We start from the raw sequence: 21,740 nt of genomic DNA on the forward strand, positions 1-21,740 counted from the left end.
TTTTCGAATATGATTTCTATTTTGCATATCGAGGACAAACTACAAGAAATTGACTTTAAATACAATACCATCTTCAATTTGAAGATGGTATTGTATTTACACTTTTGCAAAGAAGACTTATTTACCTTCTTCTGACTTAATTCCCAGCTTAGCCATTACCTTTTTGGTAAGGTCATACTGTGGATCAATGTATGCTAGACCACTAGTGGTAATAGTAAAAACCTGAGTGTACTTTTCTGCTTTTGCTATTTCTTCTAATGCTTTACCGATTTTCTCATATAATGGCTGTAATAATTTGTTTTGTTCTAACTGCACTAATTGAGAACCGTTCTGGCGAAATTTTGCAATATCATTTTCAAGATTAATAATTTCTTCTTGCTTGGTTTTTTTCATAGGTTCTGTAAAAGAAGCTACTTTTTCTTGGTAGTCTTTTACTTTGGCCTGATACTCATCAACCTTTACCTTTAAATCAGCTTCTAGTTTACCATTGTAGGCCTTTAGATCTTCTTGAACTTTTGTAAGTTCGGGCATTTTAGAAAGAACAAAATCTGTATCTATTGTTCCTGTTTTAGATTGTGCACTTAGTTGAAAACTCGCTGCAAATACTAAGATCGATACTATTAACTTTTTCATCCGTTTTTTTGTTTACTAAATTTTAAATTTTTGCAAATATATAAGGTCTAGGGCAATATCTGTACCAATCCCATTTTTTTTGAAGATTTATTCTTCATATAACTGTCCGCGATGTGGTTTTAAAGCATCTCTAACAGGTTTCATCTCTGACTCGGTCACTACCAAATATGCCATACTATGCAAATCATTTATATCCAAACAACCCGTGATGTTAACGGTCAAATTCTTTGCCATGATATATTCTTTGAGATGAATTTCATGGTGTTGGGCCGTTTTTTGTGCTGCAGGTCCTCTAAAATCCCAAATTAATTTTAGTTTTTTTTCCATTAGATACCTTTTGTTATTTTTAGGTTATACAGTCGACTGCTGCTTTGCTTAAATCCTAATTTTGAATATAAACTTATAGCAGCTTTTTTTTCATCTTCTGTAAATAAATTAATTTCTGAAAGGTTCTTTTCTTTAGCCAAATTAATTAGTTTTTGAATAAGTTTCTTACCAATCCCTTCACCTCTATGATTAAAATCAACTACTACATCTTCTATCCAGCCTTTATGTCCAGAAATCACTTTGTATAGACACATCGAAGCAATTCCAGTAATTTTTTCATCAGATTTATGATAGATAAAAATAAGAGGATTATATTGGTTTGATAATAATTCGTTTAACGGAATTTGTTTTTTATTTGGACTTAATTGCTTAAATAGATTTTGAATAGCAATCTCTTTATCCACAGTTAGCGATTCAGTATTTAAAATTTTAATCACAGAGGTATAAAATATAAATTCAAAAAATAGTTAATTATCTAATACACTTTTCCCTTTTTCGGCAAAGGCCTTAAAATTTTCCATATAAGAACAAGATTGTTTTTTAAATGCTCCGGGCATAAGAAACCCCATAAGTTTCATGAAACCATTAAATTTGAATTCATTTTTAGAAATCCATTTTGTGTTTCCGTTAGGGAGTTCTTCGAAATAATTTTCCTGAATGTTATAAACATTTTTTGCGTCAAAAGTAAGATGAATAGCTTCTGGCAGGTCAAAAAGAGTAATAGTTTCTATCATTTCGATTTCACGTTTTCCCATTTTATAGGTTAATTTAGAAGTAGCACCTGTTTTTCCTTTTTCTCCGCTTAGATGTTCCATGCTTACCAGGTCTTTTTGCCAATGCTTCATGTTTTCTTCATTGTCAAATTTTGTAATTACTTCGTTCCTAGGTAATTCTATTTCAATATCTAAGGTGTACTCCATGATTTTGTTTTTTGTTTGTTAGGTGTTATGGTGCATACAATATACGTAGATCATAAAAAAATTAAAAGTTAATACTAATAGAAGATATTGGTTCGTTAGGAAAGTAGCTTGTAAAACATCATAATATTATTATTTTTGTCCGGCTCAGGACTTTATCATAAACAAATTATGCACAAAAGATCATTAGTATTTTTTTTAGGGTTTATTTTTTTTGCATTAGCACATGCGCAACAGAAAGAAAAAGAGGGGGTATTGCTTACTATTGATAATTCGCCTATTTATGCTTCAGAATTTAAAAGAATCTATCTTAAAAATATTGATTTAGTTAAAGACAAGTCTCAAAAGGATATAGATGAATATCTTAGTTTATTTGTAAATTATAAACTAAAGCTTAAAGAAGCTGAGAATTTGGGTTTGCATAAAAAAGAATCTTACCTGAAAGAATTAAAGGGATATCGAAAACAATTATCATCGAATTATCTTACAGATACAAAAACATCCGAGGCTTTAATAAAAGAGGCATATGATCGCTCGCTAGAAAGGATAAGCGCCAGTCATATTTTAATTATGGTGAAACCAAATGCTTCTGCAAAAGATACAGCACTGGCGTATCAAAAAATTCTAGAAGCTAAAGATAAAATTGCTTCAGGCGAAAAATTTGAGAATGTTGCAAAAGAATACAGTGAGGATCCTTCAGTTGTAAAAAATGGAGGTTATTTAGGATGGTTTTCGGTTTTTCGAATGGTTTATCCTTTCGAGAATGCCGCATACAGAACTAAGGTTGGAGAAGTATCTGAACCTTTTAGAACTCAGTTTGGATATCACATTGTTAAAGTAAATGATCGTGAAAAGATGCTTGGAGAAGTTTCTGTGGCACATATTATGGTTGCAGTTAACAAAAGTAGAACCTCTGAAGAAGCTAAAACAAGAATTGAGGAAATACAACAGCAGATAGATCAAGGGGCTTCTTTTTCCTCTTTGGCAAAAGAATATAGCGACGATCCAAGTACTGCGGTAGAAGGAGGGAAAATCAGACGATTTGGACAAGGAGTATTAAATTCGGAAAAATTTGAAAAAGCTGCTTTTAGTCTTCACACAAAGGGAGAGCTTTCATCCCCTTTGGAAACCAAATATGGTTGGCACATCATTAAGTTGTTAGAAAAATATTCGCCAAAGACCTACGAGGAACAAAAAAATGATCTAACCAATAAAGTTAAAAGAGATAGTCGATCAAAATTGGTAACTACATCATTTATAAATTCATTAAAAAGAAAATATAACGTAATAAGAAATGAAGAGGCCATTCGCTACTTCAAAGAAATTATTCCTGATTCAATTTTTTTTAAAGGATGGGAGATACCCAGAGACGATATTTTGAAGAAAGAATTGTTTAGAATAAAACAAGAAGTGTATCAATATCAAGATTTTGCAGAGTTTATAAAAAGCAAAAAGATAAGAGAAAGAACTCCGCTGGACATTTCAATTTTTGTACAAGAAATGTATGATCAATTTGAATCGACTACATTACTAGCGTATTATAAAGAACATTTAGAAGAGGATAATCAGGATTTTGCGAACATTATTAACGAATATAGAGACGGACTTTTACTTTTTGATCTCATGGAATCAAAAATATGGAATGCTTCAAGATCAGATACTCTAGCACTCAAGAAGTTCTATCAAGCAAATAAGGAGAGGTATTTTCAAAATGAAAGGTATGAAATTCTAAAAGTATCTTCGTCAAAACGTGAGGTAATTACCAAAGTTCAAAAGTTACTCAAAGAAAATAAATCTATTGAAGAAATAAAGAAAGAGATCAACAAAGGAGATATTGTTTTGGCGATCTTTTCTGAAGAAGAACTAGAGAAAGGAAAGGATAAATTGCCTCAGGAATTTTCTGGGCAAAAGGCTAAAATGGCAATTATAGAAGAAGATAGTTTTATTACTTTGATTATGGTGAAAGAAATATTACCTTCCCGAGTTAAAAGTTTCGAAGAAACCAAAGGGGAAATAATTAACGACTTTCAGGAAAGTATAGAAAGCAAATGGCTTGACCAGCTCAGAGAAAAATACGCGGTTAAGATTAATAAAAAAACTTTAAAGAAGGTTAAAAAAGATTTAACTAAATAAATGAAGTATAGTGTATTAATATTTTTGTCAATTGCAGCCGTTTCGTGCAAAAAGTTTGGTAATCAAATGAAAAAAGAGACAATTGCAAGGGTAAACCAAACCTATTTATATAAAGAAGATATTCAAGACCTGGTTCCAGAGAACGCTTCGAAAGAAGACAGTGTTAACATTGTTAATAATTATATTAACACTTGGGCTACACGTCAGTTGTTTATAGATCAGGCAAAAAGAAATCTTTCTGAAGAAGAGCTACAGGAGTTTGACGAGCTGGTAGAAAAGTATCAAAGTACCTTATATATTAATGCGTACCAGAATGCGGTAATCAATAAATCTATAAATATGGAGATTACCGAAGAAGATCTAGAATCTTATTATACTCAAAATTTAGAAAATTTTAATCTTAATGAGGAGTTAGTAAAGTTACGTTACTTACATTTGCCACCTGGGTATGGAAACATTGTTGCAACACAGCGACAATTGAATCGTTTTAATGAAGAAGATGTTGATGAGCTTACGCTAAAAAAGGAAGAATATCTGGCATATTCATTAAACGATTCTACTTGGGTTAAATTAGATCAGGTTCTGAATAAAATCCCGATTCTTAAGAAACAAGATAGGGCAAAACTCTTAATGAGTGGGAAGTATATGCAACTTAGGGATTCCACCGGTGTTTACATGGTAAAGATAAAAGATGTTTTGAAGCGAAGAGAAAAAGCGCCTTTAGCATATATTAAACCAACCATTAGGCAAATTATATTAAATAAAAGGAAGCTAGAGCTGATAAAAAAAATAGAAAAAGATATTACAAAAGATGCAGTTGAGAACAAACAATTTGAAGTCTATAATTAAAACTACCATATTTTTCGCAATATTTGGGTTAAGTATAAATGCTCAATTACAGGCGCAAGAAATTATTGAAGATGTTAAGAATGATACCATTATCAAAAATGATACAATACCCGCTACAATAGATTCTTTACAGGTAGCTAAGGATCCGATAAAAGAACCGTTTCAAAGAAGGAAGATAGATGGTGTCGCGGCGGTAATAGGAGAAAGTGTAATATTAGATAGTGATATAGATATTGCATATAAGCAATTAATGAGCGAAGGAGTTTCGGCTACCGATGTAAGTCGTTGTGAGTTAGCCGGAAGCTTGTTCGAAAACAAGTTGTATGCACATCATGCAGTGCAAGATAGTATTGTTATTCGTGACGCAGAGGTGAACTCTATGGTCGATCAGCAATTAAGTTATATGACACAAGAAATTGGTACTATAGACAAAGTATTACGGTTTTACAAGAAAGATAATGTTGAGGAGTTCAGAAAAGAACTTTTTGAAATCAATAAATCCAATAGGCTATCTGAGCGAATGAGAACCACAATTATTGAAGGAATAGAGATTACACCAGAAGAAGTCCGAGAGTTTTTTAATGATATTCCTGAAGCAGAACGACCTTTATTCGGTACCGAAATCGAATTAGCCCAGATCGTAATAGAGCCTGAAATTCCTCAGGAAGAAGAGCAAAAAGTAATAGACCGATTAAATGAGTTTAGAGAAGATATAGTTGAGAAAGGTGCCAGTTTTGCCACAAAAGCTGTTCTATATTCTCAAGATCCCGGATCCAAATCCACCGGAGGTAAGTATACGTTGAACCGCCAAACAAACTTTGCCAAAGAATTTAAAGATGTGGCTTTTAGTTTAGAAGAAGGAGAAGTAAGTGAACCTTTTAAAACCGACTTTGGATGGCATATCGTAAAAGTAGATAAAATACGTGGTGAAGAAATAGATGTAAGACATATATTGTTGACTCCAGAGGTTACAAGAAAAAGTGTTGATAAGGCCAAAAAGCTGATAGATTCTTTACGCACAAGTATTGTATCAGGCAGTATCAAATTCACGGAAGCTGCAAGAAAATTTAGTGATGAGAAAGAAACTCGAGAAGATGGAGGTCAATTACTTAATCCTACAACCGGGGATACGCATTTTGAACTTACCAAAATTGATCCTATATTGTATGACCAAGTATCTAAACTAAAAACCAATGAGGTTTCATTAGTGATTCCTGATCAGGATCGCCAAGGTAAAAAGAAATTCAAACTAATTACAGTGCTTAACAGATATGATGAGCATATAGCAGACTATGCTAAGGATTATCTTAAAATTCAAGAGTTAGCGCTTAGGAAAAAGCAGATCGATGCAATTCGTAAATGGCAGAACGAAAAAATAATGGATACCTATGTAAAGATTAATGGAGATTACCGAGACTGTGAGTATAGTGGTAACTGGTTAAAAAAAGAAAAATAATATGTCAGACGACGTAGCAGCTGTAGAGAAACTGGTAAAAAAACATTCCGAACTCAAAAAAGAAATTTCCAAAATTATTATTGGGCAAGAAAAAGTTATCGATCAGATACTTATTTCTGTTTTTTCTGGAGGCCATGCGTTATTAATAGGTGTTCCTGGATTGGCAAAAACCTTAATGGTGAATACAATCTCACAAGCATTAGGGCTTGATTTTAAACGAATTCAGTTTACTCCAGATCTGATGCCAAGTGATATACTCGGTAGTGAAATATTAGACGAGACGAGACATTTTAAGTTCATCAAAGGACCTGTATTTTCAAATATTATTCTAGCAGACGAGATCAACCGTACTCCGCCCAAGACTCAAGCTGCTTTGCTCGAAGCGATGCAAGAAAGAGCAGTAACCGTTGCAGGTCATCATTATAAACTTGATTTACCATACTTTGTTTTGGCTACACAAAACCCAATAGAGCAAGAAGGAACCTATCCTTTACCAGAAGCACAATTGGATAGATTCATGTTTGCCATAGAATTGAAATATCCAAGCTTTCAGGAAGAAGTGGAAGTGGTTAAAAGTACCACAGGTGATATTACTAAAACTGTTAATCCATTATTTACAGCACAAGAAATTATAGATTTTCAGCATCTTATCAGACGAATACCAGTAGCAGATAACGTCATTGAATATGCTGTTGAAATGGTTGGAAAAACCAGGCCACATGGTGATTCTGCTACCGAATTAGTAAAAAACTACATTGATTGGGGAGCTGGTCCTAGAGCTTCGCAAAATCTAATTCTTGCAGCAAAGGCTAATGCAGCGATCAAAGGAAAGTTTTCTCCTGATATCGAAGATGTGCAGGCTGTAGCATCAGGTATTCTTAAACACCGAATTATTAAAAACTACAAAGCCGAAGCCGAAGGAGTAAGTGTGGAAGATGTAATAAACAGTCTTTTTTGAGCTCTAGTAGCTACTCATTATTATTTTTTGCAGAAATATTAAAAATATTAAACTTTTTCCTTTTTTCATAGTCCAATAGATAAACAGCATAAGAAGTTTATTTAATAAAATGTACATACTATGAAAAACATTCTAATTACTATTATGGCTTTGCTTTCAGTTGCTTTTTCTTTATCAGCGCAAACCAATACTAATCGTAAAGAGCAGAAGGAACTCAAAAAAGAGTTTTATCAGAGCCTTTCGGAAGATCAAAAAGCACTACTGGATGATCAAAGGCAATTGAAGAAAGAGAATAAATCAGATATGGAAGCCACTTTCACAAAAGAACAACTTGAAATTATAAATGACGAAGGCCTCTCTAAAAGAGAAAGGAGAAGGGCTTTAATGTCCTCCTACAGTTATGAACAACGACAGATGTTAAAAAAGCATATAGAAACGCTGAGGGCGAAAGATGAAGAGTTTAAAGCCACACTAACAGAGGAACAATTGCAAGAGTATGAGAGCTTTATAAAAAAACGCGGAAAAAGAATGAAGGGCCGCAAAAAGGATTATTAGCATTTAGGTTAGTATTTATTGAACGAAAAGTGAAGTGGTGAGCTTCATTTTTTGTGTTTTTGATTAAATCTGATCTTTTTTTGGTCAAATTGACAAAAGTAACTATAACGTTTTCGTACATCAAAATTATAGAGTGTCATTTTCTTATATATTTTTTTATTGATTTTGTATAATTCCTGAATCTAATTTATAGATTTACAAGAATGAGTGTCTTAATTTTTTGAAAAATGCAAAAACATAGGAATAAGACTAATCATTTAATAAAATCTTTTAAAATTCGTATTTTCGCAGGACTTTTCAATACTTAAAATTAATAGTATATGGCATTCGATATCGATATGATAAAAAAGGTATACAGTCAAGTAGCAGATCGAGTTACTGCAGCTCGTGAAGTTACTGGCAAACCTTTAACCCTAGCAGAGAAAATTTTATATTCCCATCTTTGGGATGGCAAACCAAGCACCGCTTTTGTACGAGGAAAGGATTATGTTGATTTTGCTCCAGACCGTATCGCGTGTCAGGATGCAACCGCCCAGATGGCGTTATTGCAATTTATGCAAGCTGGTAAAGATAAGGTAGCAGTACCTACAACAGTGCATTGTGATCACCTGATTCAGGCTAAAGTAGGAGCAGATAAAGATTTACAATCAGCTTTAAACACCAGTAGTGAGGTTTTTAATTTCTTAGAATCTGTTTCTAATAAGTACGGAATTGGATTTTGGAAACCGGGAGCAGGAATTATTCATCAGGTCGTATTAGAAAACTATGCTTTTCCAGGTGGAATGATGATTGGTACAGATTCACATACAGTAAATGCTGGTGGTTTAGGAATGGTGGCTATAGGAGTTGGTGGTGCAGATGCGGTTGATGTTATGGCCGGAATGCCCTGGGAGCTTAAATTTCCTAAATTGATAGGTGTAAAACTTACCGGGAAATTATCAGGTTGGACAGCACCAAAGGATGTGATTTTAAAAGTAGCCGAGATTCTTACCGTAAAAGGAGGAACAGGCGCTATTGTAGAATATTTTGGCCCAGGTGCAACGTCAATGTCATGTACCGGTAAAGGTACAATTTGTAATATGGGTGCCGAAATTGGTGCTACCACATCTACATTTGGTTATGATGAATCTATGGAGCGCTATTTAAGGGCTACAGACCGTGCTGATGTGGCTGATGCTGCAAATGCTGTTAAAGAACATCTCACCGGAGATGCTGAGGTATATGCTAATCCAGAACAATACTTTGATCAGGTAATTGAAATTAACTTGTCTGAATTAGGACCATTATTGAATGGGCCTTTTACTCCTGATTTGTCAACAGAAGTTGGTAGTGCAATGACCGAGAAGGCAAAAGCAAATGACTGGCCGTTAAAAGTAGAATGGGGGTTAATAGGCTCTTGTACAAACTCATCTTATGAGGATTTATCACGCGCTTCTTCAATTGCACAACAAGCCATAGACAAAGGATTAAAAACCAAAGCAGAGTTTGGTATCAATCCTGGCTCTGAGCAGGTTCGATATACCGCAGAAAGAGATGGTTTGTTAGAGATATTCGAAAAACTTGATGCTAAAATATTCACCAACGCTTGTGGGCCTTGTATTGGACAATGGGCTAGATATAGTGACCCAAAAAATGCACCCAAAAATAGTATTGTACACTCGTTTAACAGGAATTTTGCCAAGCGAGCAGATGGAAATCCTAACACACATGCTTTTGTAGCATCTCCTGAGCTTACGGCCGCAATTGCAGTCGCAGGACGTTTGGATTTCAATCCGTTAAAGGACAAGCTAATTAATGAAGATGGGCAAGAGGTTATGTTTGATGAACCTACAGGATGGGAATTACCTCCAAAAGGTTTTGAAGTAGAAGATGCAGGATATCTTGCACCGGTCGAAGATGGATCGAACGTAGAAATTTTGGTAGATCCAGACTCAGAGCGCTTACAACTTTTAACTCCTTTCGAGCCTTGGGATGGTAAGAACATTACAGGAGCTAAATTGTTGATCAAAGCTTATGGTAAATGTACTACAGACCATATTTCAATGGCAGGGCCATGGTTACGTTACCGCGGACATCTTGACAATATTTCTAATAACTGCCTAATAGGTGCAGTAAATGCTTATAATAAGAAAACCAACTTTGTTAAAAATCAATTAACAGGAGAGTTTGATGGCGTGCCCAATGTTCAAAGAGAATATAAGGCGGCTGGTATACCAACTATTGTTGTGGGAGACCATAACTATGGAGAAGGATCTTCTCGTGAGCATGCTGCTATGGAACCCCGTCACTTAGGGGTTAGAGCAGTTATCGTAAAATCGTTTGCTCGTATCCATGAGACCAACTTGAAAAAACAAGGGATGCTTGGATTAACATTTGCGAACGAAAATGATTATGATTTGATACAAGAAGATGATACCTTTAATTTCTTAGATCTTGATCAGTTTGCACCAAATAAGCAACTTACTTTAGAAGTTGTACATGCAGATGGTTCTAAAGACACGATTATGTTAAATCATACTTATAATGAACCTCAAATTGAGTGGTTTAAAGAAGGTTCTGCTTTAAATCTTATCAAAAAACAGAACGTTTAAAAAGTAAATTGAGTTCTTTCGCATACCTAAACTCCCAAAACTAAAAGTTTTGGGAGTTTTTTGTGTTTTAAGGTAAGGTCTATCAGCCATTTACGACACAGATATTAACTAACATCTAAACACAATCATCATGAGTGCTATATGGTTTTTTGAAGATGCTAATCTCTTTAAGGTATTATGCCCTCATAAATTCAAAAAGTATAAGAAAGATCACAATTTTGATGCTTATCGAAAAAACGATTACATTTACTTTGAAGAAGATTCGGCTAATAAGGTATATCTCATTGAAAAAGGAAAAGTAAAAATAGGATATTATGCAGAAGACGGACACGAAGTCGTAAAATCTATCCTTACTCGTGGTGAAATCTTCGGTGAAAAAGCTATTCTTGGAGAGGATAAAAGAACCGAATTTGCACAATCCATAGAAAATACAACATCAATTTGTCCTATAGGCGTAGAAACTATGCACGGACTTATGCGCGATAATCAATCCTTCAGTTTAAAAATTTACAAGTTCATAGGATTACGTTTTCGAAAATTAGAAAGAAGATTGCAATTACTTCTTTTTAAAGACACGAAAACAAGACTGTTAGAGTTTTTGGATGAACTTAAAGAAGATTATGGGCACTGTTGCCCAAATACTGGCGATATGGTGATAGAACATCCATATACTCAAAAGGATATCGCTAATCTCATAGGAACTTCCAGACCTACCTTAAATATAATTCTTAATGAATTGAAAGAGTCTAACATTATCGATTTCAATAGAAAAGAGATTCGCTTGAAAAATGTTGCTTAGTGTTAGATAGCTAACATTTTAAAATCTTAATTGTCAATATTTTTATGATCTAATAATCATAAAAACAAAAGCAATGTTTAAAAAATTAATAATAGGGGCTTTAGCAATAGGAGTTATTGCAGTCTCTTGTAGTGACGATGATGACAATACACCTGTAGTGAATGCTGGTATCATAACCGGAGGGCCATTTGAATTTAATGTAGATGGAGAAGCTGATTTTGTAACCGGAATCACCTTGGATGCTTCAGGAGCTGTTGGCACGAATAGTACATGGGTGATTACCGACGAGGTAGGGAATATTTTAGGGCGCCCAGGGACCTTAGAAATGGTCGAGGGAGTCAATTTTGATGATGCCGGTGCAGGTAGTTGTTTTATTTGGTATGCCCGCTTTGAAAATGATTCTAACATTGAAACCGCAACTACTGTAGACGAAATTACAGGATTATTTGATCTCTCAAATTCTATTGAAGTCGTGCGTAATCAAGTAGTTAATGCAGGAACATTGTCAGGTGGTCCTTTTACATTTACCGTAGGAGATGGTACACCAGATATGGTATCTGGTATTACTTTGGATGCTACAAATGCTTTTGGCGAAAATCGAACGTGGATCATTACAGATGATCAAGGCATAATTCTGGGCTTACCGGGAACACTTGAAATGGTAGAGGGAAATGATTTTGATGGCGCAGGAGATGGAACATGTTTAATCTGGTATGCTCGTTATAATGGTACGGTTACCGGTTTAGAAGTTGGTATGAACGCTAATAATGTTGAAGGAGATTTTGATCTGTCAAACTCGATAACTGTAAATAGAAACCAAGTAGCCAATGCAGGAACTATCTCTGGAGGTCCTTTTACTTTTACTTCAGGAGACAATCAACCTGACCAGGTCTCGGGTATTACTTTAGATGCTACAGAGGCTTTTGGTGAAAATAGTACATGGATCATTACTGATGATCAAGGTAAAATTTTAGGTTTGCCTGCGACCCTCGCAATGGTAGAAGCTAACGATTTTGATGGAGCAGGTGTAGGGACATGTTTGATCTGGTATGCTCGTTACAACGGAACCGTCACAGGTTTGGCTGTAGATATGAATGCTAACCAAGTACAAGGAGATTTTGACTTATCGAATTCTATCCAGGTAACTCGTAATTAACAAAGTAAAAACTTCTCTATTTGAACTGTATGATTACCCGACTTTCTGGGAATACTGAACTTAGTTCGTTGTTTTTTTGTTAGTTTTAAAGCGCAATCATTGATTGCGCTTTATTAATTCATAGATTTGTCAAAACGTTTAAAAAACTAAGCTTTACCAACAACAAATGAAATTCAATAAAAAGAAAATATCAAATCTAATTTTTGTCATTATTTTGTTGCTGTTTTTTATTCCGAATACCAGGGGGATGATGCAAATATATTTGACCAGAATATTTTCATTTAGTCCTGATCTGGTAGAGAAAGATGACCGAAAAAAAGTAACATCTTATGACTGGAAATTGCACGGGGTAAATACTGAATCGATGAATTTCGATTCTGCCAAAGGCAAAGTGGTTTTATTAAATTATTGGGCTACCTGGTGTCCACCTTGCATTGCAGAAATGCCTTCTCTTCAAAAATTATATAATGATTATAAGGATAAAGTAGTGTTTGTATTTTTAACTGAAGATGATGATCCCGAATTGAATAAGTTTATGAATGATAAAAACTATAATTATCCAATTTACAGATCACTATCTCCACATCCAAAGCCTTTTGTTCATAAGCCTATACCAGGAACGTATCTATTGGATAAAAAAGGGAATATTGTTATTTACAAAAGAGGTGCAGCCGATTGGGATACAAAGAAAGTAAAAGATATTTTGGATAAATTGATTGCAGAATAATATTGGTGAATGGAACAGGTGACTACACTTACGTTATTTAAATACTCTAATCTCTGGACAAAGATATGGGCCTTTCATATGATGTTATTAATGCCATCAAAATTAAAACGACTTTCTGGTCAAACCTTCTTTAGACTTATGGGTAGTGGTAAAAATGGATTCGAACCGTCACCCGACTGGAGTGTATACGCATTGATTCAAGTATGGGAAAATGAGAAAGCAGCCGATCTCTTCTTTAACAAATCAAAAATAATTACTAGATTTCAAGGTAAAGCTTCAGATATATGGACCGTCTATTTGAAGAACATCACCTCAAAAGGACTATGGACCGGATGTCAACCGTTTACTAAAAGTGATTCTATAAGTTCTAGTAATAACGCTATAGTAGTAATTACACGAGCTACTATAAAATTGAACAGATTGGTCGACTTTTGGAAATACGTTCCCAAATCAAGAACACCGTTAAGAAATCAAAAAGGACTAATCTTTGCAAAAGGTATAGGGGCAAAACCTTTCATCCAAATGGCTACATTTAGTTTATGGAATGATAAGAAAGCCTTGTTAGATTATGCATATAAAACTTCAGGACATATAGAAGCAATAAGAAAAACCAGAATTTTGGACTGGTACCATGAAGAACTCTTTGCCCGTTTTCAACCCTATAAAACTATGGGAAAATGGGAAAATATAAATCCTGTTATTTTTTAAAATACTTTAAAGGAACCACCAACATCCCAAAGCATTCTCCTTTCTCTTTGTTAATATTTTTGTGATGTATTTTGTGGGCTCTTCTCACACCTTTAGCATACCAATTATTAGCTTTTCTGAATAATTTAAAACGTTGATGTATAAAGATATCGTGTACTACGAAATAAGCTATGCCATAGGCTAGTATTCCAAGACCTATTGGTCTTCCTATCCAAAATGTTTCAGAATCATGAAGCAGAATACAAGACATACTAACCACAGCATAAAATATGAAGAAAAAATCATTACGCTCCCACCAACTATTGTGATCTTTATGATGATGATCTTTATGTAGCGACCATAAGAAACCATGCATTACATATTTATGAGTGAACCATGCCATGAATTCCATAATAGAAAAAGCGGCAAAGAACGTAAGGATTTGAATAAATAGTTTCACAGATAAAATTTTATGCAAAAATACGGTTAAATTAGATTTAAACGGTAATCAAAATACGATTTTGCCAACAAGCCGAATTTTTGATAATTCGGAACTCGAATTCGGGTGTTTTTTATCTCTAGTGATGGAGTTTTTTTCAGTTTGGTTAATAATTTTTTATAGTATATGAATGCGGTATAGACACCAAACTTTGCTTCAACAGGTAATTTTAAGATACCGACTAATCCTTTATTAAAATCCTCTTCGATTTCTTCAATAATTCGCAACTTCGATGCCTCATCTAGTTGTTTGAGATCAGTATTAGGAAAATAAGTTCTGTCTAGATCTTCGTAGTCTGCTTTTAAATCTCTTAAAAAATTTACTTTTTGAAAAGCCGACCCAAGGTGCATCGCACTTTCTTTAAGCTCATTATACTTCTCTTCATCCCCTTTTACAAATACTTTCAAACACATTAACCCTACAACATCTGCAGATCCATAAATATATTCTTTATACTCTTCGTCGGTTAAATAATTTGTTTTATGAAGATCTAATCGCATACTTTTCATGAATGCTTCATACAACTCTGGTTGTATATTATATTGATGAACAGTTTGTTGAAAAGCGTTGAGAATAGGATTAAGACTAATTTTATTTTTAATAGCTTTATACATTTCTTCTTCAAAATCATTGAAGAGCTCTTCTTTGTTGTAATCATGAAAGGTATCTACAATTTCGTCGGCAAATCTTACAAAACCATATATATTATAAATATCTTGGCGTATAGAGTCTGAGAGCATTTTTGATGCGAGAGAAAATGATGTACTGTAAGAGTTAGTAACAATTTTACTACAATTATATGATACTGTGTCAAAAATAGCCTTCATAAATAAATTTTTATATGTTGGTTTTAAGAGGTAATCAATTTTGGTTCTTTTGTTTTGTTGAATTGAGCTGCGATCAATCCTGCTACCAGTTTTCCAGAAATTAACGAGGGCGGTACTCCTGGTCCTGGAACTGTAAGTTGACCGGTAAAAAATAAATTTTGAACTTTTTTACTTTTCAACTTAGGTCTTAAAAATGCAGTTTGAAGCAGCGTATTGGCCATTCCGTATGCATTACCTTTGTATGAATTATATTCTTTAATAAAGTCTTTCACACAAAAGGACTCCTTAAAGATAATATTATTTTTAACATTTTGACCGGTAAGATCTTCAAAACGGGTAATTATTTTGTCAAAATATCGCTCTCTTAGCTCTTCATTATCTTCTATACCAGGTGCTAGCGGAATTAGGAAAAAACCATTTTCAGAACCTTCAGGAGCTGTACTTGAATCTGTTAATGATGTGAAATTCGCATAAAAAAGAGGTTCTTCAGGCCACTTAGGATCATCATATATATCTTTTGCATGTGCATCAAAATCTGTGTCAAAAAATAAATTATGATGATTTATATTTTTAAGCTTTTTACTGAATCCTACATAAAAAAGTAAAGAAGAAGGAGCAAAAGTCTTTTTCTCCCAGTATTTTTCTGAGTACTGCCTGTATGGCTCATCTAACAAAGTTTCACCATGGTGGTAATCTGCTCCACATAAGACAATATCGGCATCGATTTTCTCAGAATTCACTTGTATCCCACTGGCAGTACCTTCTTTAACAGTGATCTTTTCTACTGTAGCATTTGTTTGAATTTTAACACCAAGAGACTTTGCTAGTTTTTCCATACCAAGTATTACCTGGTACATTCCTCCTCTGGGGTGCCAGGTGCCTAGTCCGAAATCTGCATAATTCATAAAACTATAAAAAGCAGGGGTATCACTGGGTTTTGCTCCTAAAAATAATACCGGGAACTCAAGTATTTTAATAAGTTTTTCGTTTTTAAAATCTTTCCTTACCTCTCGAGAGATTGTACTAAAGAATTGTCCAACACGTTGTATAGTTTCCTTCGTAACAAGTTCTAGTGGTGAAACTCCTGGTCTGTACACTAAATTCTTAATGGCGATGTCATAATTGTTTTGTGCGGTATTTATAAATTTTTTAAGCTTTTCAGAACTTCCTTTTTCTTCAGCTTCAAATGCCTTGTATATTTTTTCTAGAGTATCTTCTATTAAAATATTGTTTTTGTCCTCAAAGAAAACTTTGTACGCTGGATTGAGCTTATCTAGGATATAAAAATCAGAAACTGTGGTGTTGAAGTCATTAAAAAAACTTTCAAAAACGTCTGGCATCCAATACCAGGAAGGACCGATATCGAAAGTAAATCCTTCTTTTTTTAATTGTCTAGCTCTACCGCCAACCGTTGAGTTTTTTTCATAAATCGTCACTTCGTATCCTAATTGAGCCAAATAACAGGATGCAGATAACGATGAAAATCCTGAGCCAATAATTGCAATTTTTTTGGACATAATTTAACGGTAAAAAATATTAAAGGTCAGTAATTAAAGCACTTATAGACTCAAAATAACGATGATTTGAACCCGTACTTTTTGAAAGGTGCATGATTTGTTTCCCGAGCATCCAGAACTCACTCATTTTTTCGGCACAAACTATTTCATTAAAATCCTGTACATATTTAGAGAGATTATCCTTTTCTGGTTTTATAGTAAAATAAGAAACAAATACGATATTTTCATGGAATGAGAGCATCGATGGCAAACTATCCAAAGGTATGCTTGGACCTAGATAAACGGCTTTATAACCATGCAATAAAATTTCATAATTTGCATACAGCAAGCCTAATTCATGTATCTCATTTTCAGGTAAAAACAAAATAAAAGCTTTGTCTTTTTTTGTAGGCATTGAGTACTGTAATTTTTCAATATTGAGCAGCAATTTCTGCTTAATTAAATTAGTTATAAAGTGCTCATGCGCAGGGTTAATTGTATCTGTCTGCCATAACAAACCAATTTCTTTGAGTAGTGGAATAAATACGTCTGTAAAAATTTGTCTGAAATTACGCTTTTGCTCTAATTGCTCGTAAGTTCCAAGGAAAAGCTCGAGATCATAATTAAGCATTGAAATTTTAAACGAATTGATCGCTTGGTTTTTGGTACTATTGTCAGACACGATGCTTCTTACATATTCGTTTATTTCTTCTTCATTAAGTTTAGAAATTCTTGAAATTTTATAGCCGCTATTCACTAAATAAGTGACATTAAGCAATTTTTGAAGACTCTTCAAGTTATAAGTTCTGATATTAGTATCTGTGCGATTTGGAGAAAGTAAATTGTATCTCTTTTCCCATATCCTGATAGTATGAGCTTTTACTCCGCACAGATTTTCGAGATCTTTAATACTGAAAGTTTGTTTGACGTTGTTCACCTTTTATCAAAAATTGTTAAACAAAATTAGTTAAAAGAATTCACTTTTTTTTTCAATATTTGTTAAAATAACTAGGTCATTTGTTAAAAAAATTAAGAATTTAAATTAAGCCAAGAGATTTTTACGCACCTTGATACATGCATAATTGTAATGAATCTTAGTGAAAAGTACTTCCTGGTCCCTTGACAGGCAAACTATTTATTGATATCCATTCTGATCTTCTTTAAGAGAACAGATGAATGATTTCAATGGCAATGAGCTGTATTAAGGCAATCATATTCTTGTGATTATATAATTGATATTTTCTTTATTCTCTATCGGTTCTAGGTTTTTGTGTGTCTTTATTTGTTATGATAGAATAAATGATCCAATTTCATCATTTATAGCATGTTATTACTGTTATTGATCATAGGATTGATTTCATTTTTTGTAATTTCAGGGGCATCTAATATTTCATGTCCTCTTACATGAGGGCTATTTTCTATACTAATTGTCAATAGAATTATTATTTCTATAGTCTTATTTTTTCAATTAAATTTGATTCGTTTAAACCAAATATCTTTAAGGCTTAAATTGATATTTATAAGATTGAATTTTTCCTCTACCAAAATTCCCTCTACAGCTCCTCTTTGACCTGTCGTGAAGGATAGGTTAATCATTGAAGACCCTCTTACGTTTATGGGTAAACCTATTCCAGAAGAAAAGCTATAATTATCAATGATTTGATTATTTACGTTTAGATACCCCGAATCATAGTTAAATCCTGCTCTAAATTCTATATTCTGCCAATATTTGAGACCCCGTTCTCTTGCTCTATATTGGGCACCAAAACTTACGATAGATTGATCTACATATCTTCCGATATCGTCTCTTTGATTGGTAAATCCCCATAGATTTCTTTTATAATCTAAGTTTATGGTAAGACCTGGGATGTGTTGAGAACGTATTCCAAAACCAATTTCGATGGGTAACTTAAAACTTGATATATCCAAACCTTGCTCATCTTCTACGTTTGTTCCTATAAAATCTAAACTCTTATCTACAAATCGATCTTGTGATCCATTTAAAGAGGCGGGTAAATCTATGGTAAATCCCAAAGAATTTTTTTGATTGATATCGTATTGGAGTCCTAAACCAAATCGAAATCCTCTATAGTAGTTTTCTTCATCTATACTTAAAAATGAAGTACCGATCAGTATTCTTTCAGTTTCTTTTATAGATCCGAATAGGTACGAAGTTCGAAGACCAACTCTAAAATTATCATAGAGCTGATACCCGTAATTTAATCTTAGATCGTTTAAACCCCCAGAGCCCACAATATTGCTAACAAAATCATCCTGAGACCCTTCTACGTTACTTTCTATACCTATTAATGAGTAGCCTACATCGGTAAAAGGAACAAGAGATAGTCCAATACCAGAATGATCGCTTAGGCTAAATGCCAGAGCAAGATTAGAAAAATTTGCAGATAACCTAAGTTCATCCTTACCAGAATTTGATATATTGTTTAATTCGCCTAAAAATCCAATGTCTAAAAGAAAACTTTTTTCTGAGATCGTAGAAAAAGAGGCAGGGTTGTAGTTGTTGATTACATTTTCACTTCCTAGTGCAATACCTCCACGGCCCAGAGCACTGTTTTTACCAATATTCGAATTTGATTGGACTCCCAAGCCAAATAAAGAATATGGGGATCCTGTAAGATTGTTAGTTTGAGAATACAACGTTGTAGAAAATAGTACCATTAATAAAGTCTTGTAATACTTATTCATCCTCATCATATATTGCATAAGTAATGATTAGTTGCGCTTCAAAATCAAGACTGTTTTCTCCTTCCAGCACGATTCGATCTACAGTATTGTTAAAATTTAAAGGAAAAAGTACAATTGCGTTATCAATTTCAGGTGCTTCAGTTAGTTCTTCTTCTAAATAAACACCTACCTTAATCTCATAAATGATTTCATTAAACTCTCTATCATTTTCATTAATAGTTGCATACACTTCTCCTAAGCCATTAAATAATTGGTTTTCAATTCCATTATTTTGGTTAGAATTGTTTACAGAAAGAGAATCATTAATGGGTAGAAAGTCATTAAAAGTCTCTGGTGAAGGCTTTATCTTTAAAGTTGCATCAAGGATAGTACCTGTGCCTGGTATCTCGGATAGCTTTTTAATATATGGAAACTGAATTCTAGTGACCATTCCCACTCCGGCCTGAATATAACTGCGATTATTGGCATCTGGCGACGCAAGATTTATTTCTTGATCTGTTAATGCCTCGAAAAAAGTATCTTCAGTATTACTTTGAAGGTTATTAAAATAAGTGGGAAATGATGGACTCGAATTTATAACTAAATCAAGGGTTTGTTCATTCTCTCCAAATTCATCTGGGATGGTATAAAAAAATCGTAAATAAGTATCAGTATTGACTGTAGAAAAACCAACAACAGAAGAATTATCGAGATCTCCCGGCTGTAAAGTGAATCCTTTCAATTCATTTCTTAGTTCGTTTTCATCATTAATAACTCCTTCTCTTATTTTTACGAACAGTTCTTCACCTACACTTTTTGGTATAGCTATATAAAGTGAATCTTCATCTGATGGCTCGGGATAATAATCAATACTTGCTATAGGGTTTTCTTCATAATCGATATAGCTTGTATTAAAAAAAGCATCATCTCTGGCTATAACCTCGTCTTTTAATAAATGAACATTTAATAAAGAAACCTTGGTCGTGTCACTGTACGAGTATCCATCATAATTTAAAATCAAAGCAATACTGTCTAATTTGGCATCATCTGAAATAGAATAGTTTGTAGGGGTAAGTTCCATATAACTCTCTGCTCTTGTAATGCCAAAAACTGGGTCTGAATATTGCCCAACTAAAATCCTATTCGAAGATGAGGTAATGATACTGTCCAGTTTGTAGGTAGATAATGCTACGGTAAACGTGTCTATTGATATGACTCTTACATTAGAGTTGGTAAAGTCTTGTCCCACCTCTAAGGTGGGGAGGTCTTCTCTTTCAGAACAAGATAGTATTGATAGTGCTAAACATAAAGTAAAAAATAAAAATTTCATAAGTACCTATTAATTTATAATACAAAAGAACTGTAGAAGCTTACCTTTTGAAATTATATTATACCTACTCATAAAATATGTAGACTAATCCTTACTTTTTCTCTATGAGATAGCTTTACGAATATTAGTAGATAGAAAAAACTATTCTGTCTGCATTATACTCATTTTGGTATATTTTTTTTCCTACTACTGTAATTGCTAAATACTTTTATCAAAAAATCGCAGATGCAGCGTCATTTTAATTTTATCATTTTGATGTTAGGAACTATACATACAATATGCGGACAAAATCCAAATATGGAAATAGGAGGATTTGAATATAGTATAATACCAGATTTAGGAGACACAAGTGTTGAAAAATATACCTTGAATTTAAATCTTGGGAAGAGATTTAAAAAGAGGGGTACGTTTGGAGTTGGGGTATCCTATAATTACTACGTTTTCATGTTTAATAATGCCTCTCTCGATTTTGACGCTCATTCTTATGAGAATATACATACGATCAGAGCAAGATTTTTTTTCAAATATTTTATAAATACTACTTGGTCTGCAAATGTGATGTTTGCCCCTATAGTATCATCTAATTTTGAGGGAGGATTGAGTCATGAAGATGTGATCATTAGTTCAGCCGTAACCTTATCCAAAAGTTGGAGTAATGAAAAAGCATCGTCACTTTTTACCTTTGGTATTGGTTATGGCATTGCTTTAGGAGAGCCCCAGCTGATTCCTATTGTTTCATTTCGGAAGAAAGTAAATGAAACATGGAGCTACTCCCTTGGAATTCCCAGGACTAAACTTAATTATCACTTTGATCAAAGACATACATTATCAACAGAAGCAAGTCTCAATGGACTTTTTAGTAATATATCTTCTTCAATTAATTTTCAAGAGCTAGGATCATTTACTGATACGAAGTTGCAATATAATTCTCTGGATACCAGCCTCAATTATGCATATCGTATTCAGCCTAATTGGACGACAGTTGTTAAGATCGGCTATTCACCATGGAATCAACTTAAAATATTGGACAATGAGAATAACGAAATATATGATTTTGAACCAGATAGTTCATTGTTCATATCGATAGGATTAAAGTTTAATTTAAACAAATAAGT

21 protein-coding genes are annotated in these 21,740 nt (G+C 33.6%); 11 read left to right on the plus strand and 10 right to left on the minus strand.

Features of this window, described 5'->3' with window-relative positions:
* Positions 1-117: 117 nt before the first annotated feature.
* The 4 genes from ACFSJT_RS10090 to ACFSJT_RS10105 form a co-directional block, all read right to left on the minus strand.
* Complete coding sequence (locus ACFSJT_RS10090; RefSeq protein ID WP_378320135.1) at positions 118-633, minus strand: OmpH/Skp family outer membrane protein; 516 nt, start codon at positions 631-633, stop codon at positions 118-120.
* An 87-nt stretch (positions 634-720) separates the two neighbouring features.
* Positions 721-960: a hypothetical protein gene (locus ACFSJT_RS10095; RefSeq protein WP_378320136.1), complete on the minus strand. Its 240-nt coding sequence runs from the start codon at positions 958-960 to the stop codon at positions 721-723.
* The gene (locus ACFSJT_RS10100; protein WP_378320137.1) at positions 960-1,364 is read right to left on the minus strand and encodes a GNAT family N-acetyltransferase; all 405 of its coding nucleotides are present in this window, start codon (positions 1,362-1,364) and stop codon (positions 960-962) included. Before ACFSJT_RS10100 ends, ACFSJT_RS10095 begins: the two co-directional genes overlap by 1 nt.
* 63 nt (positions 1,365-1,427) lie before the next feature.
* On the minus strand, positions 1,428-1,880 hold the full coding sequence (locus ACFSJT_RS10105) for an SRPBCC family protein (RefSeq protein ID WP_378320138.1): 453 nt from the start codon (positions 1,878-1,880) through the stop codon (positions 1,428-1,430).
* A 168-nt stretch (positions 1,881-2,048) separates the two neighbouring features.
* On the opposite strand from ACFSJT_RS10105, the gene ACFSJT_RS10110 reads away from it, so the two are divergent.
* The 10 genes from ACFSJT_RS10110 to ACFSJT_RS10155 all read left to right on the plus strand — a co-directional run bounded on the left by ACFSJT_RS10110 (position 2,049) and on the right by ACFSJT_RS10155 (position 13,809).
* Positions 2,049-4,010: a peptidylprolyl isomerase gene (locus ACFSJT_RS10110; RefSeq protein WP_378320139.1), complete on the plus strand. Its 1,962-nt coding sequence runs from the start codon at positions 2,049-2,051 to the stop codon at positions 4,008-4,010.
* Between the two features lie 66 nt (positions 4,011-4,076).
* On the plus strand, positions 4,077-4,859 hold the full coding sequence (locus ACFSJT_RS10115; RefSeq protein WP_378320140.1) for a peptidyl-prolyl cis-trans isomerase: 783 nt from the start codon (positions 4,077-4,079) through the stop codon (positions 4,857-4,859).
* Complete coding sequence (locus ACFSJT_RS10120; protein WP_378320141.1) at positions 4,822-6,315, plus strand: peptidylprolyl isomerase; 1,494 nt, start codon at positions 4,822-4,824, stop codon at positions 6,313-6,315. The genes ACFSJT_RS10115 and ACFSJT_RS10120 overlap by 38 nt, the downstream gene beginning before the upstream one ends.
* 1 nt (position 6,316) lies before the next feature.
* Positions 6,317-7,273: an AAA family ATPase gene (locus tag ACFSJT_RS10125; protein ID WP_378320142.1), complete on the plus strand. Its 957-nt coding sequence runs from the start codon at positions 6,317-6,319 to the stop codon at positions 7,271-7,273.
* A 120-nt stretch (positions 7,274-7,393) separates the two neighbouring features.
* Entirely contained in the window at positions 7,394-7,828 is a 435-nt protein-coding gene (locus ACFSJT_RS10130) for a hypothetical protein (RefSeq protein ID WP_378320143.1), read from the plus strand.
* Positions 7,829-8,148: 320 nt separating this feature from the next.
* Entirely contained in the window at positions 8,149-10,419 is a 2,271-nt protein-coding gene (locus ACFSJT_RS10135; RefSeq protein ID WP_378320144.1) for an aconitate hydratase, read from the plus strand.
* A gap of 130 nt (positions 10,420-10,549) precedes the next feature.
* A complete protein-coding gene (locus tag ACFSJT_RS10140; protein ID WP_378320145.1) occupies positions 10,550-11,218 on the plus strand; it encodes a Crp/Fnr family transcriptional regulator in 669 nt (222 codons plus the stop codon).
* A 73-nt stretch (positions 11,219-11,291) separates the two neighbouring features.
* Positions 11,292-12,374: a hypothetical protein gene (locus ACFSJT_RS10145; RefSeq protein WP_378320146.1), complete on the plus strand. Its 1,083-nt coding sequence runs from the start codon at positions 11,292-11,294 to the stop codon at positions 12,372-12,374.
* Positions 12,375-12,621: 247 nt separating this feature from the next.
* Positions 12,622-13,101, plus strand: coding sequence for a TlpA family protein disulfide reductase (locus tag ACFSJT_RS10150; protein WP_378320147.1), 480 nt, complete (start codon positions 12,622-12,624; stop codon positions 13,099-13,101).
* Between the two features lie 9 nt (positions 13,102-13,110).
* Positions 13,111-13,809: a DUF3291 domain-containing protein gene (locus tag ACFSJT_RS10155; RefSeq protein ID WP_378320148.1), complete on the plus strand. Its 699-nt coding sequence runs from the start codon at positions 13,111-13,113 to the stop codon at positions 13,807-13,809.
* Here ACFSJT_RS10155 and ACFSJT_RS10160 read toward each other — a convergent pair.
* The 6 genes from ACFSJT_RS10160 to ACFSJT_RS10185 all read right to left on the minus strand — a co-directional run bounded on the left by ACFSJT_RS10160 (position 13,799) and on the right by ACFSJT_RS10185 (position 20,625).
* Complete coding sequence (locus ACFSJT_RS10160) at positions 13,799-14,200, minus strand: sterol desaturase family protein (RefSeq protein WP_378320178.1); 402 nt, start codon at positions 14,198-14,200, stop codon at positions 13,799-13,801. The two genes, ACFSJT_RS10155 and ACFSJT_RS10160, sit on opposite strands and share 11 nt — an antisense overlap.
* 74 nt (positions 14,201-14,274) lie before the next feature.
* Positions 14,275-15,114, minus strand: coding sequence for a phytoene/squalene synthase family protein (locus tag ACFSJT_RS10165; protein WP_378320149.1), 840 nt, complete (start codon positions 15,112-15,114; stop codon positions 14,275-14,277).
* Between the two features lie 23 nt (positions 15,115-15,137).
* Positions 15,138-16,631 (minus strand): phytoene desaturase family protein, encoded by a 1,494-nt coding sequence (locus ACFSJT_RS10170; RefSeq protein ID WP_378320150.1) that lies wholly within the window; start codon positions 16,629-16,631, stop codon positions 15,138-15,140.
* 19 nt (positions 16,632-16,650) lie between these two features.
* The gene (locus tag ACFSJT_RS10175) at positions 16,651-17,547 is read right to left on the minus strand and encodes a MerR family transcriptional regulator (protein WP_378320151.1); all 897 of its coding nucleotides are present in this window, start codon (positions 17,545-17,547) and stop codon (positions 16,651-16,653) included.
* A gap of 527 nt (positions 17,548-18,074) precedes the next feature.
* The gene (locus ACFSJT_RS10180) at positions 18,075-19,316 is read right to left on the minus strand and encodes a hypothetical protein (protein WP_378320152.1); all 1,242 of its coding nucleotides are present in this window, start codon (positions 19,314-19,316) and stop codon (positions 18,075-18,077) included.
* A complete protein-coding gene (locus tag ACFSJT_RS10185) occupies positions 19,309-20,625 on the minus strand; it encodes a DUF4270 family protein (protein ID WP_378320153.1) in 1,317 nt (438 codons plus the stop codon). The genes ACFSJT_RS10180 and ACFSJT_RS10185 overlap by 8 nt, the downstream gene beginning before the upstream one ends.
* A 225-nt stretch (positions 20,626-20,850) precedes the next feature.
* Between ACFSJT_RS10185 and ACFSJT_RS10190 the strand changes: the two genes are divergently transcribed.
* Positions 20,851-21,738 carry a DUF6268 family outer membrane beta-barrel protein gene (locus ACFSJT_RS10190; RefSeq protein WP_378320154.1) on the plus strand — a complete coding sequence of 296 codons (888 nt, stop codon included), beginning with the start codon at positions 20,851-20,853 and terminating at the stop codon, positions 21,736-21,738.
* Positions 21,739-21,740 lie beyond the last annotated feature (2 nt).

Origin of the sequence: Aquimarina celericrescens (assembly GCF_042682765.1) — a bacterium.
GTDB classification, from domain to species: Bacteria; Bacteroidota; Bacteroidia; order Flavobacteriales; family Flavobacteriaceae; genus Aquimarina; species Aquimarina celericrescens.

Coding starts and splice junctions, on each gene's coding strand:
- ACFSJT_RS10110 (WP_378320139.1), top strand. CDS start 2,049: ATGCACAAAAGATCATTAGTATTTTTTTTAGGGTTTATTTTTTTTGCA.
- ACFSJT_RS10115 (WP_378320140.1), top strand. CDS start 4,077: ATGAAAAAAGAGACAATTGCAAGGGTAAACCAAACCTATTTATATAAA.
- ACFSJT_RS10160 (WP_378320178.1), bottom strand. CDS start 14,200: ATGGAATTCATGGCATGGTTCACTCATAAATATGTAATGCATGGTTTC.
- ACFSJT_RS10145 (WP_378320146.1), top strand. CDS start 11,292: ATGTTTAAAAAATTAATAATAGGGGCTTTAGCAATAGGAGTTATTGCA.
- ACFSJT_RS10125 (WP_378320142.1), top strand. CDS start 6,317: ATGTCAGACGACGTAGCAGCTGTAGAGAAACTGGTAAAAAAACATTCC.
- ACFSJT_RS10185 (WP_378320153.1), bottom strand. CDS start 20,625: ATGAAATTTTTATTTTTTACTTTATGTTTAGCACTATCAATACTATCT.
- ACFSJT_RS10105 (WP_378320138.1), bottom strand. CDS start 1,880: ATGGAGTACACCTTAGATATTGAAATAGAATTACCTAGGAACGAAGTA.
- ACFSJT_RS10170 (WP_378320150.1), bottom strand. CDS start 16,631: ATGTCCAAAAAAATTGCAATTATTGGCTCAGGATTTTCATCGTTATCT.
- ACFSJT_RS10130 (WP_378320143.1), top strand. CDS start 7,394: ATGAAAAACATTCTAATTACTATTATGGCTTTGCTTTCAGTTGCTTTT.
- ACFSJT_RS10090 (WP_378320135.1), bottom strand. CDS start 633: ATGAAAAAGTTAATAGTATCGATCTTAGTATTTGCAGCGAGTTTTCAA.
- ACFSJT_RS10180 (WP_378320152.1), bottom strand. CDS start 19,316: ATGAATAAGTATTACAAGACTTTATTAATGGTACTATTTTCTACAACG.
- ACFSJT_RS10190 (WP_378320154.1), top strand. CDS start 20,851: ATGCAGCGTCATTTTAATTTTATCATTTTGATGTTAGGAACTATACAT.
- ACFSJT_RS10165 (WP_378320149.1), bottom strand. CDS start 15,114: ATGAAGGCTATTTTTGACACAGTATCATATAATTGTAGTAAAATTGTT.
- ACFSJT_RS10135 (WP_378320144.1), top strand. CDS start 8,149: ATGGCATTCGATATCGATATGATAAAAAAGGTATACAGTCAAGTAGCA.
- ACFSJT_RS10120 (WP_378320141.1), top strand. CDS start 4,822: ATGCAGTTGAGAACAAACAATTTGAAGTCTATAATTAAAACTACCATA.
- ACFSJT_RS10155 (WP_378320148.1), top strand. CDS start 13,111: ATGGAACAGGTGACTACACTTACGTTATTTAAATACTCTAATCTCTGG.
- ACFSJT_RS10095 (WP_378320136.1), bottom strand. CDS start 960: ATGGAAAAAAAACTAAAATTAATTTGGGATTTTAGAGGACCTGCAGCA.
- ACFSJT_RS10150 (WP_378320147.1), top strand. CDS start 12,622: ATGATGCAAATATATTTGACCAGAATATTTTCATTTAGTCCTGATCTG.
- ACFSJT_RS10140 (WP_378320145.1), top strand. CDS start 10,550: ATGAGTGCTATATGGTTTTTTGAAGATGCTAATCTCTTTAAGGTATTA.